Source organism: Rhizobium sp. RU36D (assembly GCF_900176345.1).
Lineage (GTDB): Bacteria > Pseudomonadota > Alphaproteobacteria > Rhizobiales > Rhizobiaceae > Allorhizobium.
This window is the reverse complement of the sequence record NZ_FWXU01000016.1, coordinates 56,873-71,475: the sequence shown is the minus strand read 5'-3', so window position 1 is coordinate 71,475 and position 14,603 is coordinate 56,873. Positions and strand designations below refer to the sequence as shown.

The following is a 14,603-nucleotide window of genomic DNA, read 5'->3' as shown; positions in this document are numbered from 1 at the left end:
TCGACGCTGACCACCACTTCCGGCGGCATTGCAGACGAAATGTAACAGAACCGTCATATTAGCACCAATGCAGGAAATGAGGGGTGGTCTTTTGCAGCGCACACAAGCCTCGCACAAATTTCCGCATGGGCTCAAAGTCCCCTTTCCTTCCGTTCAAAGTTTTTGCAAGGTACGGCGTTGGGGGGAAGAAAGGGACATCCATGTATGAATTTGCCATCGCCTGGGAATGGCTGGCCTTTGCGGTCCGCTGGCTGCATGTGATCACGGCCGTGGCCTGGATCGGCTCGTCATTCTACTTCATCGCGCTCGACCTCGGCCTGGTCAAACGCCCGCATCTGCCGGTCGGCGCCTATGGCGAGGAGTGGCAGGTCCATGGCGGCGGCTTCTACCATATCCAGAAATATCTCGTGGCGCCGGCGCAGATGCCCGAGCACCTGACATGGTTCAAGTGGGAAGCCTATACCACCTGGCTCTCTGGCTTTGCTCTGCTCTGTATCGTCTACTACGGCGGCGCCGATCTCTTCCTCATCGACCGCCACGTGCTGGATCTCACCCAATGGCAGGCGATCGGCCTGTCGCTTGCTTCGCTGGCCGTGGGCTGGGTTCTTTATGACCTGCTTTGCAAGTCGCCACTCGGCAAGAACACCTGGGGCCTGATGGCCTTCCTCTACATCGTGCTTGTCCTCATGGGCTGGGGTTATACCCAGATCTTCACCGGCCGCGCCGCCTTCCTGCACCTGGGCGCCTTCACCGCCACGATCATGTCGGCGAATGTCTTCTTCATCATCATTCCCAACCAGAAGATCGTCGTCGCCGACCTGATTGCTGGCCGCACGCCCGATCCGAAATATGGCATGATCGCCAAGCAGCGCTCCCTCCACAACAACTACCTGACGCTGCCCGTCATCTTCTTCATGCTGTCGAACCACTATCCCTTGGCCTTTGCCACGGAGTTCAACTGGGTCATCGCAGCACTCGTCTTCCTGATGGGCGTCACCATCCGCCACTGGTTCAACACCACCCATGCCCGCAAGGGCAGGCCCACCTGGACCTGGATCGTCACGCTGCTGATCTTCATCGTCATCATGTGGCTCTCAACAGTGCAAAAGCCGGCGCCGGAGGGTGAACTGGCGGTCGCACCCTTCGACCAGCGCTTTGCCCAGAACGAGCATTTCGGCGCCGCACGGGATGTCATCCAGTCGCGCTGTTCCATGTGCCATGCGGCAGAACCGGTCTGGGAGGGCGTGGTCCGCCCGCCGAAAAACGTGAAGCTGGAGACCGATGCCGAAATCGCGGCCCATGCCCGGGAGATCTATCTCCAGGCCGGCCGCAGCCACGCCATGCCGCCCGGCAATATCACCGATGTCAGCCCGCAGGAACGCGCGCTGCTCGTCGCCTGGTTCGAAAGCTCTGTCGAAAAAGGCACGAGCCAATGAGCGCCACGCTTCTCCGCGGGCGGCTGATGAGCTTTCGCCGCGCGCCGGACAATGCCTCCGATACGGGCAGCTATCTCTATGAAGACGACGGCGGGCTGCTGGTCGAGGATGGGATCATCCGGGCCGTCGGCTCCTATGCCGAGATCAAGGCGGCTGCCCCCGCCGATGTCACGGAGATCGACCACCGCCCGTATCTCATCCTGCCCGGCCTGATCGATTGCCACGTGCATTTCCCGCAGATGCAGGTGATCGCCTCCTATGCCGCCAACCTCCTGGAATGGCTGAACACCTATACCTTCCCGGAGGAATGCCGCTTTGTCGAGACCGACCATGCGCAGCGCATCGCAGGCCTGTTCTTCGATGAATTGCTGCGCAACGGCACGACGACGGCGGTTGCCTATTGCTCGGTGCACAAGACCTCAGCCGACGCCTTCTTTGCCGAAAGCCTGAAGCGCGGCACCCGCATGATCGCCGGCAAGGTGATGATGGACCGAAACGCGCCCCAGGGCCTGCTGGATACGGCCGCGCTCGGCTATGACGAGACAAGGGCCGTGATCCAGCAGTGGCACGGCACGGGTCGCAACCACGTGGCCATCACGCCGCGCTTTGCCATCACATCGACGCCGCAGCAGATGGAGGCCGCCCAGGCGCTGGCCCGCGAATTCCCGGACCTGCATATCCAGACACACCTGTCGGAAAACCAGGACGAGATCAGCTATACCTGCTCGCTCTATCCCGACGCCAAGGACTATACCGACATCTACGCCCATTATGGCCTGCTCGGGCCTAAAACCCTGCTGGGTCATGCGATCCACCTCAGCGACCGGGAACTGGATGCAATCAGCGAAGCCGGCGGCATCGCCATTCACTGCCCGACCTCGAACCTCTTCCTCGGCTCCGGCCTGTTTCCGCTGAAGGCCTTCAAGCGCCGGGAAAAGCCTGTTCGCATCGCCGTTGCTACCGATGTCGGCGGCGGTTCCAGCTATTCCATGCTGAAGACCATGGACGAGGCCTACAAGATCCAGCAATTGCTGGGCGAGAGGCTGAACCCGCTGGAAAGTTGGTATCACATGACACTCGGCAACGCCGAGGCCCTGTCCCTTGCAGACAGGATCGGCACGCTGGAACCGGGCACGGACGCCGACCTGGTCGTGCTCGATGCTACCGCAACGCCCGCCATGCGACTGCGCATGGAAACGGTGAAAACCTTGGGCGAGGAACTCTTCCTGCTTCAGACGCTCGGCGACGATCGCTCCGTGGTGGAGACCTATGTGGCCGGCAAGGCGATGAAACCACAGGCGATGTGAGGCTGATATGAGCGGATATTCCGGCACCCCGCTCGACCGCAAACTTGGCCTGAAGGCCGGAATGCGGGTCTTGTTCATCGGCCTGCCGGATCATCTCGCCGGTCTGAAAGCCGTCGAGGGGCTCGCCGAGGTGTTGACGGAGTGGCCGGTCGGCACGCCAGGCGCCCGCCTCGACTATATCCACGTCTTCGAGACGGGGCGCGGATCGCTCGAGACCATGATGCCGCGTCTCCTGGCCTTGGTGGCGCCTGCCGGCATGATCTGGATTTCCTGGCCGAAAAGGGCATCGAAAGTGCCGACCAGCATCACGGAGGATGTGCTGCGGGAGATCTTCCTGCCAACAGGCCTTGTCGACGTGAAGGTCTGCGCCGTGGACGAGACCTGGTCAGGCCTTAAATTCGTCGTGCGCAAGGACTTGCGAAACACTTGGCCTGAGACGTGATGCGAGTGTCCGGGCGATTTGTCCTGGATCATGGACAAGCCGGATGCTCCCGCCAAAATGGTCAGGCGCACGATTGGGAGACCCCATGACGAACCTGATGCTGAACCTCGCAGTCGGCACGCTGATGATTTCCATCACCGTGGTCATCCACACCTTCGGGCTGATGGCGGTGACCCATGCGATGAACTGGATCACGGGAGCTTTGCGCATCGACGGCCATCGCAGCCGCGTGATCGCCATGAACAGCGTTGTCATCGGCATTTTTGCCGTCCTCACCGCCGAGGTCTGGCTATGGGCCGCCTGCTACGACCTGCTCCGCGTCGTCGCAGACTTCCCGACCGCGCTCTACTTTTCCACGACCACCTTTGCCACCGTCGGCTTCGGCGACATCACCGCCGATCCGGACTGGCGCATGCTATCGGCCCTGCAGGGCGTCAACGGCTTCCTCCTGATCGGATGGTCCACCGCCTACCTCGTCGCCGCCGGCATCCGCGTCGGCCCCTTCCGCTCCGGCGAGCATTTCTGATACGAAGCCATGGCAAAGAGAGCGCGCAGCTTGGGAGCCAGTATGTCGAAAAAATACGGTCGAACCTTCCATTTGCCGATGTCGCCAGGCGCCACCAGCGATGACAAGATCATGAACGACGCGGCAGCCCTCGACTCCCTGACAGAGGTGGTGATCACCGAGAAGATGGACGGCGAGAACACCACGATCTTTCAAGGCGGCTGTCATCCACGCAGCCCGGACGCGCGCTACCACCCCTCACGCGACTGGATGAAGGCCTTTGCCTCGGGCATATCGCCCATGTTGGCGAAAGACGAACGCATTGTGGGAGAATATCTCTTTGCGCGCCACTCGATCGCATACGTCGCCCTGCCCTCCTATTTCTTGGGATTTGCTTGGATAGTGGGAGACGAAATTCAATCCTGGGACGACACACTGCACCGCTTCGAAGACCTTGGCATAACCAGCGTTCCCCTGCTTTACCGCGGCGCATTTTCCAATACCGCGATCCGGCAGATCATTGCAGGGATGAACTTCGCGACCCAGGAGGGCTTCGTGGTCCGCAGCGCCGAGGCGTTCCATGAAAGCGACATGCCAAGGCTTCTCGCCAAATATGTTCGCCAGGATCATGTGCAAAGCGAGACCCACTGGATGCAGGCCGAAATTGTCAAAAACGGCCTCGCCTGATCCACTCCAATCCGACTAACAGGTAAAAAAATTTTACCTGTTAGTCGTTCACACTCTTAACATGCCTCTGCCAGCCGTGATATTGCCAAGGAAAGGATCATCCAAGGGGCAGGATCATGGGCAAGGCACTGGAAATTTCCGATCTCAAGCGCATGGCAAGGCGGCGCGTGCCGAAGCTGTTTTTCGACTATGCCGATAGCGGCGCCTATTCCGAATCCACCTACAGGGCAAACGAGAGCGATTTTGCCAAGATCAAGCTCCGGCAGCGCGTCATGGTCGACATGACCAATCGCTCGCTGACAACAACCATGATCGGGCAGCCCGTGTCCATGCCCGTTGCCTTGTCTCCGACCGGACTCACCGGCATGCAGCATGCCGATGGCGAGATGCTGGCAGCGCAGGCGGCGGAAGAATTCGGCGTGCCCTTCGCACTCTCGACCATGAGCATCTGCTCGATCGAGGATGTCGCCTCGGCCACCAAGAAGCCGTTCTGGTTCCAGCTCTATGTCATGAAGGACCGGGATTTCATCGCCAACCTGATCGAGCGGGCGCGCGCGGCGAACTGCTCGGCGCTGATATTGACCGCCGACCTTCAGATCCTGGGCCAGCGCCACAAGGACCTGCGCAACAGCCTCTCGGCGCCGCCGAAGCTGACGCCGAAGCACCTGTTCCAGATGGCCATGCGTCCCCGCTGGTGCTGGGACATGCTGCACACCCAGCGACGGACCTTCCGCAACATCCATGGCCACGCCAAGAACGTCTCCGACCTCTCCTCGCTGGGCGCTTGGACCGCGGAACAGTTCGACCCGCAACTCTCCTGGAAGGACGTAGAGTGGGTCAAGAAGCTCTGGGGCGGCAAGCTGATCATCAAGGGCATTCTGGACCCCGAGGACGCCCGCATGGCGGCTGAAACCGGCGCTGATGCCATTATCGTATCCAACCATGGCGGCCGCCAACTCGACAGCGCCCATTCCTCCATCGCCATGCTGCCGCGCATCGTCGATGCCGTGGGCGACAAGGTCGAGATCCACATGGATGGCGGCATCCGCTCGGGCGGTGACGTTTTGAAGGCGGTGGCACTCGGCGCCAAGGGCACCTATATAGGCCGGCCCTTCCTCTATGGGCTTGGCGCGGGCGGCAAGCAGGGCGTGACCACGGCGCTAGAGATCATCCGCAAGGAACTGGACATCACCATGGCGCTGTGCGGAAAGCGGCGGATCACCGAGATCGACCGGGATATCATCGCCGAGAGTCCGTTCTGATCTGCGATATACACGACACTGGCACGGCTTCAACAGAAAGGCCGTGCCAGTGCATTGTCATTAGGCGTCAGTCCTCGCGCCGCTCCGTCTCCGGCAACCAACCGCGAGTCAGGCCCTTGCTGATGCAGCCGCGGGCGAGGTCGATCTGTTCGCGGAGATAGCCGCAATCCCTAAGCAGGGTCTCGATCGTTGCGCGGGCATCGCCATTGTGCCAGGCAAGCGCGGCATCGACAGAACTGGGCTGTATGGTGGGGCTGTTGCGTTCAGCCAGCATGGGATGGACTCCGTATGGATTTGCGCCTGGGCGCCGCATAAAGGTTGCAGTTTCACGTCTGAGGACGCCGGGTCGCGAGCCCGATCATTGCGTCCCTCGCCTCCGGAGGTGAGGGCAAACTAGCGGCGGAATCGAGTCGCGGCAAACGCAGACCGCCTCTTCCCAAGACAAATTTTAAGGGGTTAATTGTCGGCCGCCTCAGCCGATCCAACCGGTTGACAAGGCGCTCACCCAGTCCCCCATGCCGCGCTCGCGTGCGAGTCTTGCCATCGCCAGATTGTCGTAGCGCACCTGCCGGAATGTCGGCTGCCAGCCGCGCGCGGTCTTCTCCAGCACCGCATAGGCCGCAAAGGGCGTGCCGGCCTGGGCCTTGTGGTAGAAGGGCACATCATAATCGAAGCCGGGGCAGCCGACGCTACCGGGATTGACGATCAGCCGCCCGTCGGACAGCTGAACGGACCGGGCGATATGGCTGTGGGCGCAGAGGATCAGCGGATAGTCGATGCCCGCCGCAAGCGCCTCGATGTCTTCCAGCGGCTTTAGATGAAGGACGCCGTCCTTCGACAGGGTCTCCGTCCAATAGGTGTTGTCGTCCTGAGGCGTCGCGTGGCAGAGATAAGCCTCGTCCTCCATCACGGCGCTGAACGGCAGGTTGCGGATCCAGTCGAGATGTGCTTCGCTCAACTGTGCGATCGATGGCCGCTCCCAGTCGCCCATCTCGACGGCTGGCCGGTCGGTCAGCGCCCGGTCATGATTGCCACGCACCGTCAGCGCATCAAGTGGCAGGAGAAGATCCGCCGTCTTGCCCGCCTCCAGCGGGCCGGAAAAGCAATCGCCGAGATTGACGATCCTGGTGATGCCGAGCCGCTTGATGTCGTCCAGCACCGCCTCAAGCGCAAGGTGATTGCCGTGAATGTCGGCAATGGCGGCGAACTGCATGCCTCAGCTGCCCCGATAGGTGGAATAGCCATAGGGCGAAAGCAGCAGCGGCACGTGATAATGCGCCGAGGGGTCGCTGATGCCGAAGCGGATCGGGATGATGTCGAGGAAGGGCGGATCGGTCAGCGGCGCGCCCTGCCCTTTCAGATATTCGCCGGCGTGAAACAGCAATTCATAGCTTCCCACGGTGAACTCGTCGCCATCCAGGATCGGTCCGCCATCCACGCGTCCGTCGCTATTGGTGAAGACGGTCTTGATCAGTTCCACCGCTTCGCTGCTGACACGCAGCAACTGGATGCGAAGCCCGGCTGCCGGCTTGCCGAGGGCGGTATCGAGGACGTGGGTGGTGAGGCCTGTCATGGCGAGCCTTTCAGACGGAAAGCGGTGAAATGATCCTGGATTGTCTCAAACACAAGAATGCACGGGCAAACGCCGAGATCAATCCCGAACAGCCTCCGGCTGCAGAATGGTAAAGGGCTGATCGAAAAAGAATTCCTCGAGATTGTTGCCAGGTCCATCCCGGTCCACGATCAGGAAGTCGCAAACCCCGCCAACAGCCATTAGCGGGTGATGCCAGACATTGCGCCCATAGTTCACGCCCTGGTCGCCGCGGGCAAGAAACACCTGCGGGCGCCCCGGCCGCCCTGCCTCGTCAGCCGAGACTGCCACCAGGAACGGACGGCACGACAACGGCGAAAAGCTCTGGCTGCCAAGGGGATGGCGCTCCATCATGTCGATCCGGTAAGGGAAGGCGCGTGGCTGGCCGCGAAAGATATTGATGATCACCCGCGCGCCCTCGCCCACGACGTCAGGCGCGGCAAGGGCATGAAACCGCTCGGTCGTACCGCCATTGATCAGCCGCATGCTCGCCGGATCAGCCTCGATGACATCGCCGAACGGCGCAAAGGCGGAGGCGGTCAAGGGCTGGGGTATGAGGATTTCGGTCATGTCTATTCGCCTTGCGCGTGGGGAGAGAGGAGTGTGTCGAGCAAGGCGACAAGATCCGACACTTCACTTTTCGCAGTCTCGTAAACGACTTGAAGGTTCATGCTGAGATAGCCATGGGCCAGCCGGTTGCGCATGCCTCGCATATTGCTCCACGGTATTTCAGGGTGATCTGCCACGAAGTGAGGGGCCTTTGCCATGACCTGCATCGCAGTCTCCGCAACGATCAGCAAGGTCATGCCAACAGCCCTTTGCAAGACCATGTCATTCCTGAACTCTTCAAACGTGTGCGACGCTACCATCTCATTTGCCTCAAGCGCAGCTTGTCTCATCTGCCGGAGCAGATATGGCAGCCGTTCCGACTCGTTCATATGGGTTTGGCCTCAGCCATGATCCGGCTACGCAACTCGTCCGGAATGTCCCCGGGTGTCAGAAGATGAACAGGAACGCCGCGCATGATGTGTTCCAGCGTGTCCTGCAAGCCGCCCAGCGAAAACAATGTGGAACCGGGCAAGTCATCCACCAGGATATCCAGATCGCTGTCCGGACCATCTTCGCCACGGGCAACCGAGCCAAAGACACGCGGATTGGCCGCGTTGAAGCGTTGTGTCGCTTCGCGGATGGCTTCACGGTTCTTCTCAAGCGCTTCCGAGGGTCTCATGGCTGTCCTTGCTCCCCCCATGAATATAAGCGAGCAGTCGGCAGGAAGGAAGCGGCCAATGCAGGAGGGGCAAACCTGCGACCGCCAGCAGACATAAAAAAGACGCCGGCTTTCGCCGGCGCCAAGTCATTTGATATCGGTTGCCGATCAGGCTGCAGCAGAGGCTGCCAGCGGCACTTCCGAAATGGTCTTGAGAACCTGGGAAGCGATCGCATAGGGGTCGCCCTGGCTGTTCGGACGACGGTCTTCCAGGTAGCCCTTGTAGCCGTTGTTCACGAAGGAATGCGGAACGCGGATCGACGCGCCACGGTCGGCAACGCCGTAGGAGAACTTGTTCCACGGAGCGGTTTCGTGCTTGCCGGTCAGGCGCAGATGGTTGTCCGGACCGTAAACGTCGATGTGCTCTTTCCAGTTCTTGCCAAAGGCAGCCATGAGAGCTTCGAAATACTCCTTGCCGCCGACTTCGCGCATGTACTTGGTGGAGAAGTTGCAGTGCATGCCCGAGCCGTTCCAGTCGGTATCGCCGAGCGGCTTGCAGTGCCATTCGATGTCGATGCCGTACTTTTCGCAGAGGCGCAGCAGCAGGTAGCGAGCGACCCAGATCTGGTCGGCGGCCTTCTTGGAGCCCTTGCCGAAAATCTGGAATTCCCACTGGCCCTTTGCCACTTCGGCATTGATGCCTTCGTGGTTAATGCCAGCTTCCAGGCAAAGCTCCAGATGCTCTTCAACGATCTGGCGAGCGACCGAGCCGACATTCTTGTAGCCGACGCCGGTGTAGTAAGGACCCTGCGGAGCCGGGTAACCGGATTCCGGGAAGCCGAGCGGACGGCCGTCCTTGTAGAAGAAGTATTCCTGTTCGAAGCCGAACCAGGCATCTTCGTCGTCGAGGATGGTCGCACGGCTGTTGGACGAGTGCGGCGTGACACCATCCGGCATCATGACTTCGCACATGACCAGCACGCCGTTCTTGCGCGCTGGATCGGGATAGACGGCGACCGGCTTCAGCACGCAGTCAGAGCTGTGGCCTTCAGCCTGCATCGTCGACGACCCGTCGAAGCCCCACAGCGGAAGCTGATCGAGCGAGGGGAAGCTATCGAATTCCTTGACCTGCGTCTTGCCGCGCAGGTTCGGCACCGGCTTGTAGCCGTCGAGCCAGATGTACTCGAGCTTGTACTTGGTCATTCTTCGTCTCTCTTCAGTCAAGCGCCCCTAGGTGGGCACAACAGAGGGGGTGATTCTCCGGCAGTCCGGCGAGTCCCCCTTAACGAAGCATGAAGCGTGCCAACTTCGAGATGCGCGTTGAACAATTTTGCCACCAGCTACCCAAACCCTCGCGAAATCCGGCTAAACCAGTAATTTCTTTAATAGTTTTCGCTTAACATCAGGGAACATTGAAATGGCATGTGGCGTTTATAGACGCAAATTCAGGGTGTGCTGGGAGTGATGAATTCGCACTCACTGAAATAAATCGCCGGAATGTGCCTATAAAATGAGCAAATTGCACTTTTCATGTGCATTTGGTTATGCGGCGTGATATGCAAGGTTCATCAGGCTGAAAAGCCGAGTGTAAACGTGAGGCAGTAGCATGAGCATGACAACGAACATGGTTCGGGAATCGGCGAAGATCTACCAGTTTCCGGTCCGCAACCTGCAGAAGATCAATGAAATGCGTGAGCGCGCAACGGCGCGTCCCGTGATTTACGAAAGCGGCTCCGCCAGCTGGTATCACGAAGACGCGATCCGCGAAGCGGAAGAGGCGCGCAAGCAATGACGGCACAATGAGCAGTCGGCCCGGGCTTCCCGCGCCGACTTTCTCATCCGTTGCCTGTAAAGGTTTTCGGCGCGTGCCGCTAACGCGCCTGAAGCATTCCAAAGTCTGGCCTTTGATACGACCGGCTTAAAACATGGCCTGCAGCCGCAAAAGCGCAATGCGCTCCACCTGGGCCGCCGCCGTTTCAAATTCGACCTGCCGCTCATTGCCGATCCGCTGCTCGAACGCTGCCAAGATGTCTTCCTTCGTCAGTCCCTTGACCGCTATGATGAACGGAAAGCCGAATTTTGCCGTGTAGGCGGTATTCAATTCGGTGAAGCGTGCAAACTCCGCAGCATCGAGCCGATCGAGGCCCGCACCGGCCTGTTCCTTGCGGCTGTCTTCCGTCAACCCACCTGCCATGGCGAGCTTGCCGGCGAGATCCGGATGGGCGCGCAGCACACCAAGCCTCTCATCCTCGCTAGCCATCCGAAACGCCTCGACCAGGGCCGCATGCACACCCATCGCGGTGAGCGGTTCGACGATACGACCGGCATCATAGGCGCGCTCGGCCAGATAGGGCGAGTGTTCGATGACACCGCCATAGCGGGAAACAAAATCGTCGCGGCTGATCATCAGATGGTGTCCGGCTTGTGATGCTTATGCCAGTGTTCGGCGATCTCGATGCGCTTGGGGATCCAGACCTTCTCGTGGCTGGTGACATAGTCGATGAAGCGGGCGAGCGCCGCGGCACGACCGGGTCGACCGACGAGGCGGCAATGCAGGCCGACGGACATCATCTTTGGGCTGCCGGCCTTGCCTTCCTCGTAGAGCACGTCAAAGGCGTCCTTGAGATAGGTGAAGAACTGGTCGCCGGAATTGAAGCCCTGCGGCGTGGCAAAGCGCATGTCATTGGTTTCGAGCGTATAGGGAATGATGAGGAAGGGTTTGCCGTCCACGCCCTTGACCCAATATGGCAGGTCATCGGCATAGCTGTCGGAGGAATACATGAAGCCGCCCTCCTCCATAACCAGCCGCAGCGTGTTGTCGGAGGGCTTGCCCTGATACATGCCGAGCGGATGGGAGCCGGTCAGCTCCTTATGCAGGCGCACCGCCTCCAAAATATGCTGGCGCTCCACGTAGACGGGAAAGTCCTTGTATTCCAGCCAGCGATAGCCGTGGCTGGCAATTTCCCAGTCTGCTTCCTTCATGGCAGCCACGGCCTCGGGATTGCGCGCCATCGCAAGCGTGACCCCATAGACCGTGACGGCAACCTTGCGGTCGGTGAACATGCGCCACAAGCGCCAGAAGCCGGCGCGCGAACCATATTCGTAGATCGACTCCATGTTGAGGTTGCGCTGGCCGGGCCAGGGCTGCGCCCCGACGATCTCCGACAGGAGATTTTCCGAGGCCGGATCGCCGTCGAGAATGCAGCTTTCGCCGCCTTCCTCATAGTTGAGCACAAATTGCACCGCGACGCGGGCATCGCCTGGCCATTTCGGATCGGGGGTGGAGCGGCCGTAGCCGATGAGGTCGCGGGGATAGTCTTTATGCATCGGGCATCACCTTGGTCTTGATGCCGCGAACGGTAAGCATCCCATGCAGGCTTGTCGAGATGCAAAACTTGGACCGGGCTGTTGCCTTTTTCGTCCTGAGGTCGGGCCCACCGTCAGGCGATGCGGCGGGCCGAAACCCTGCCCATGGGGTGCAGCGAATGAACCTGGAACGGCGCGCCGACCTCCCGTTCGATGAACAGCGCCAGGTTGGAAAACACAACGGGCTCCTCCAGCAATGGGTCGAACAGGGCGTGCAGCGCCCTGTCCACCCGCGCCATGTCGCCGCCACCCACGGGGCCGGTCAAGGTCATGCGGAAGCGGTATTCTTCCATCACATAGGGATCACCCCAGCGATGCAGGTTGGCGAATTGCGTCGCCGATAGACCATCCGGATTGCGCCGCTCGATCTCGGCTTCACTGAGGGGCGCACGAAAGGCATCGAATTCCTGGATCACGGCCGACGACACGAATTGCAGGCTGTCGCAGGGTCGGGCCGGCGCCAGGCCGAAATGATCCCCGAGCCGCAGAACCTCAAGACGGGGAATTTCAAACGGCTCGATCGTACCGGCAAAACGCATCATGTCGCGCAACAGTGCCGACTCGCTCATGCCGTCATTGAGGCGGAACGGCGCCTTGATCGTCGCGTGGAAACCGTAGCGACGGGGCATTGCCGTGTAATAGGCGATCTCATGGATGCCCAGCCCGCGGACATCGGGATGATCGACCGGTGCATCGGAATAGGCGTTGCGACCCAGCCAGCTGGCAGCCACAAGCGTCAGCGGATCGCTCGGAGGTGGCGTGAAGAAGATGGCATACCGCATGCTGATCACCTCGTCCGTCTGTCGCCGACAAACTTTAGCAATTAACGTTATAGGCAAGCAGTTAGGTGATTTGCGTGACAGGATCACGACGGGCAAAGGCCCCTGCACTTCATCTTTGACGCGAAGCGGACGCCAGGTGATGGGCCATGTCAAAGCCCGGCGGAAGGGAAATCGAGGCGCCCGTCAGGGGGGCGAGCACGGCCTCTGCGAGCCGGTGGGCAAGGCCGAAGCTCACCTTGAAGCCGCCGGTGAGGGCCAGAACATTCCCGTGCTCGGGATGCGGACCTACCATGGGATCGCGCTCGATCGCCTTCGGCCTAAGCCCTGCCCAACGCGCGATCACATCTGCGTCATGCAGCGACGGAACGAGCGCACGGGCCCGCGCGGTCAAGTCCTCCAGCTGGGAATCGGTGTCGAAGGGCTGATCGAAGCTGTTTTCGCTGGTGCTGCCGATGGCAACCGTGCCGTCGCCATGCGGCACGATGTAGAGGCCATCGAGAAAGACCAGCGGCAGATCGGGATTGATCGCGGCCCGCAAAAGGGCGGCCTGCCCCTTGACAGCCTGTCCGAGCGGCCGCGGCAGATCCGGGCCAAGCGAGGCGAGAAGGTCGAAGGACCGATGGCCAGCTGCGACGATACAGTGGCCGTAGGCGATCCTCTCCCCGTCGGACAACAAAGCTGCAGATCCTGCAGTATCGAAGCCGACAACATCAGTGCCCTCCATGATGCTGACATTTGCCAGGCGTTCCGCCGAGCGGCGCAGCGCGGCCGTCAGCCCACGGGGCGAGACGCGCGCGGCAAAGGTATCATGGACCAGAGGCTGACCGGTCTCCACGACGGGCCATCCGGCCTCCAGCGGTGCGGTAATGACATTCCAGGCGAAGCTGCGGCTACCCTGGCGCCAGTGTATGTCGGCATCGCGCTGATGCCCCAGCGCGATGTCCACCAGATGCGGCTTTGGCAAGGGGATCAGCCGGCCGCAGCGACGATAGCCGGCATCAAGCCCTGTCTCGGCCTCGAGTGCGGCGATCTCCTCCTCCAGAGACAGGAGGGCGTCGAACTGGAACTGCTTCTTGGCCGACCAGCGATCGGGCATATGCGGCATCAGGGCGCCGAGAATGCCGCCGCTTGCGCCGCTCGCAACACCCGACCCGTCGATCAGCAGTGTGTCGATGCCGGCCCGCCCCGCCTTGACGGCGGCCCAGAGGCCCATAATGCCGCCGCCGACGATCAAAAGCGTCACCGGCGATTGACGGCGGCCCGCCCCGGCCGTATCGGCATGTCCCATGATCAGTTCCATCAGCGATCCGGAAAACGGCCCAGAACGCGGCAACGAGCAGCAAAGCCTCGAATGGCATGAGGGCGATATGCCCTATTCGACCGCCTTTGGCGACCACTTTTATTGCCGCACCGATGGCCGCCTGGAATGCGATCACGTCTTCCTCGGCGGCAACGGCCTGCCGCAGCGCTGGACCAGGGACGGTGCGTTCCAGATCGGCGAACTCGGCTTCGGCACCGGATTGAACCTGTGCGAGACCTGGCGCCAGTGGAAGGAAAGCCGCACACCCCTAGGCTTTCTGTCCTTCACATCCTTCGAACTCTATCCCATGACAGCGCAGGAGCTGGATCGTGCGCTTATCCGCTTTCCGCAGATCGATGCGGAACGGGAAGCCCTGGTCGCGCTGTGGCCGGACCAGCCCAAGGGCACAATCGCCCTCGATCTCGACGCGCAGACGCGCCTGACGGTGGTCTGCGGTCCGGCGCTCACGGGGATCCGGGCGCAGGACACGACCTTCGACGCCTGGTTTCTCGATGGCTTCGCGCCGGCCAGAAACCCTGACATGTGGTCGCTGGAGCTGATGCAGGCGCTCCATGCCAAGACGTCGCCGGATGGCACCTTTGCGACCTATGCCGCAGCGGGCTTCGTGCGCCGCAACCTCACCGCGTCGGGCTTTCAGGTCGAGCGGCGCAAGGGCTTTGCCGGCAAGCGCGAAATGCTTTGCGGCACAAAGGCCTGA

The 14,603-nt window shown here is 61.0% G+C and carries 19 protein-coding genes; 8 read left to right on the top strand and 11 right to left on the bottom strand.

The window, feature by feature from the left end; all coding sequences use genetic code 11:
* Positions 1 to 200 precede the first annotated feature (200 nt).
* The 6 genes from puuD (at position 201) to B9A97_RS18555 (ending at position 5,639) form a co-directional block, all read left to right on the top strand.
* Entirely contained in the window at positions 201 to 1,436 is a 1,236-nt protein-coding gene (puuD, locus tag B9A97_RS18580) for a urate hydroxylase PuuD (protein WP_084366944.1), read from the top strand.
* A complete protein-coding gene (guaD, locus tag B9A97_RS18575; protein ID WP_084366942.1) occupies positions 1,433 to 2,743 on the top strand; it encodes a guanine deaminase in 1,311 nt (436 codons plus the stop codon). The genes puuD and guaD overlap by 4 nt, the downstream gene beginning before the upstream one ends.
* A gap of 7 nt (positions 2,744 to 2,750) precedes the next feature.
* A complete protein-coding gene (locus B9A97_RS18570; protein WP_084366940.1) occupies positions 2,751 to 3,185 on the top strand; it encodes a hypothetical protein in 435 nt (144 codons plus the stop codon).
* Positions 3,186 to 3,270: 85 nt separating this feature from the next.
* Positions 3,271 to 3,711 (top strand): potassium channel family protein, encoded by a 441-nt coding sequence (locus B9A97_RS18565; protein WP_084366938.1) that lies wholly within the window; start codon positions 3,271 to 3,273, stop codon positions 3,709 to 3,711.
* A 42-nt stretch (positions 3,712 to 3,753) separates the two neighbouring features.
* Positions 3,754 to 4,377: an RNA ligase family protein gene (locus B9A97_RS18560; RefSeq protein WP_084366936.1), complete on the top strand. Its 624-nt coding sequence runs from the start codon at positions 3,754 to 3,756 to the stop codon at positions 4,375 to 4,377.
* Positions 4,378 to 4,493: 116 nt separating this feature from the next.
* A complete protein-coding gene (locus tag B9A97_RS18555) occupies positions 4,494 to 5,639 on the top strand; it encodes an alpha-hydroxy acid oxidase (RefSeq protein WP_084366934.1) in 1,146 nt (381 codons plus the stop codon).
* Between the two features lie 67 nt (positions 5,640 to 5,706).
* On the opposite strand, the gene B9A97_RS18550 is transcribed toward B9A97_RS18555, so the two are convergent.
* The 7 genes from B9A97_RS18550 to B9A97_RS18520 form a co-directional block, all read right to left on the bottom strand.
* On the bottom strand, positions 5,707 to 5,913 hold the full coding sequence (locus B9A97_RS18550) for a hypothetical protein (RefSeq protein WP_084366932.1): 207 nt from the start codon (positions 5,911 to 5,913) through the stop codon (positions 5,707 to 5,709).
* Between the two features lie 198 nt (positions 5,914 to 6,111).
* Positions 6,112 to 6,852, bottom strand: coding sequence for a metallophosphoesterase family protein (locus tag B9A97_RS18545; RefSeq protein WP_084366930.1), 741 nt, complete (start codon positions 6,850 to 6,852; stop codon positions 6,112 to 6,114).
* A 3-nt stretch (positions 6,853 to 6,855) separates the two neighbouring features.
* A complete protein-coding gene (gene uraH, locus B9A97_RS18540; RefSeq protein WP_084366928.1) occupies positions 6,856 to 7,212 on the bottom strand; it encodes a hydroxyisourate hydrolase in 357 nt (118 codons plus the stop codon).
* Positions 7,213 to 7,290: 78 nt separating this feature from the next.
* Positions 7,291 to 7,800 (bottom strand): ureidoglycolate lyase, encoded by a 510-nt coding sequence (locus B9A97_RS18535; protein WP_084366926.1) that lies wholly within the window; start codon positions 7,798 to 7,800, stop codon positions 7,291 to 7,293.
* 2 nt (positions 7,801 to 7,802) lie between these two features.
* Positions 7,803 to 8,168: a HepT-like ribonuclease domain-containing protein gene (locus B9A97_RS18530; RefSeq protein WP_084366924.1), complete on the bottom strand. Its 366-nt coding sequence runs from the start codon at positions 8,166 to 8,168 to the stop codon at positions 7,803 to 7,805.
* Positions 8,165 to 8,458 carry a nucleotidyltransferase family protein gene (locus tag B9A97_RS18525; RefSeq protein ID WP_084366921.1) on the bottom strand — a complete coding sequence of 98 codons (294 nt, stop codon included), beginning with the start codon at positions 8,456 to 8,458 and terminating at the stop codon, positions 8,165 to 8,167. Before B9A97_RS18525 ends, B9A97_RS18530 begins: the two co-directional genes overlap by 4 nt.
* A gap of 147 nt (positions 8,459 to 8,605) precedes the next feature.
* The gene (locus tag B9A97_RS18520) at positions 8,606 to 9,640 is read right to left on the bottom strand and encodes a glutamine synthetase beta-grasp domain-containing protein (protein WP_084366919.1); all 1,035 of its coding nucleotides are present in this window, start codon (positions 9,638 to 9,640) and stop codon (positions 8,606 to 8,608) included.
* A gap of 403 nt (positions 9,641 to 10,043) precedes the next feature.
* Here B9A97_RS18520 and B9A97_RS18515 point away from each other — a divergent pair, with 403 nt between their 5' ends.
* Complete coding sequence (locus B9A97_RS18515; protein ID WP_244564284.1) at positions 10,044 to 10,229, top strand: DUF2735 domain-containing protein; 186 nt, start codon at positions 10,044 to 10,046, stop codon at positions 10,227 to 10,229.
* Positions 10,230 to 10,355: 126 nt separating this feature from the next.
* Here B9A97_RS18515 and uraD read toward each other — a convergent pair whose 3' ends face one another.
* The 4 genes from uraD to B9A97_RS18495 all read right to left on the bottom strand — a co-directional run bounded on the left by uraD (position 10,356) and on the right by B9A97_RS18495 (position 13,873).
* Complete coding sequence (gene uraD, locus B9A97_RS18510; RefSeq protein ID WP_084366917.1) at positions 10,356 to 10,844, bottom strand: 2-oxo-4-hydroxy-4-carboxy-5-ureidoimidazoline decarboxylase; 489 nt, start codon at positions 10,842 to 10,844, stop codon at positions 10,356 to 10,358.
* Positions 10,844 to 11,764: an allantoinase PuuE gene (gene puuE / locus B9A97_RS18505; protein WP_084366915.1), complete on the bottom strand. Its 921-nt coding sequence runs from the start codon at positions 11,762 to 11,764 to the stop codon at positions 10,844 to 10,846. Before puuE ends, uraD begins: the two co-directional genes overlap by 1 nt.
* A gap of 113 nt (positions 11,765 to 11,877) precedes the next feature.
* Positions 11,878 to 12,585, bottom strand: a complete 708-nt coding sequence (locus tag B9A97_RS18500; protein WP_084366913.1) for a DUF1045 domain-containing protein — start codon at positions 12,583 to 12,585, stop codon at positions 11,878 to 11,880.
* Positions 12,586 to 12,694: 109 nt separating this feature from the next.
* On the bottom strand, positions 12,695 to 13,873 hold the full coding sequence (locus B9A97_RS18495) for an NAD(P)/FAD-dependent oxidoreductase (protein WP_084366911.1): 1,179 nt from the start codon (positions 13,871 to 13,873) through the stop codon (positions 12,695 to 12,697).
* Here B9A97_RS18495 and mnmD point away from each other — a divergent pair.
* Positions 13,872 to 14,603 carry a tRNA (5-methylaminomethyl-2-thiouridine)(34)-methyltransferase MnmC2 gene (mnmD, locus tag B9A97_RS18490; RefSeq protein ID WP_084366909.1) on the top strand — a complete coding sequence of 244 codons (732 nt, stop codon included), beginning with the start codon at positions 13,872 to 13,874 and terminating at the stop codon, positions 14,601 to 14,603. The genes B9A97_RS18495 and mnmD overlap by 2 nt on opposite strands.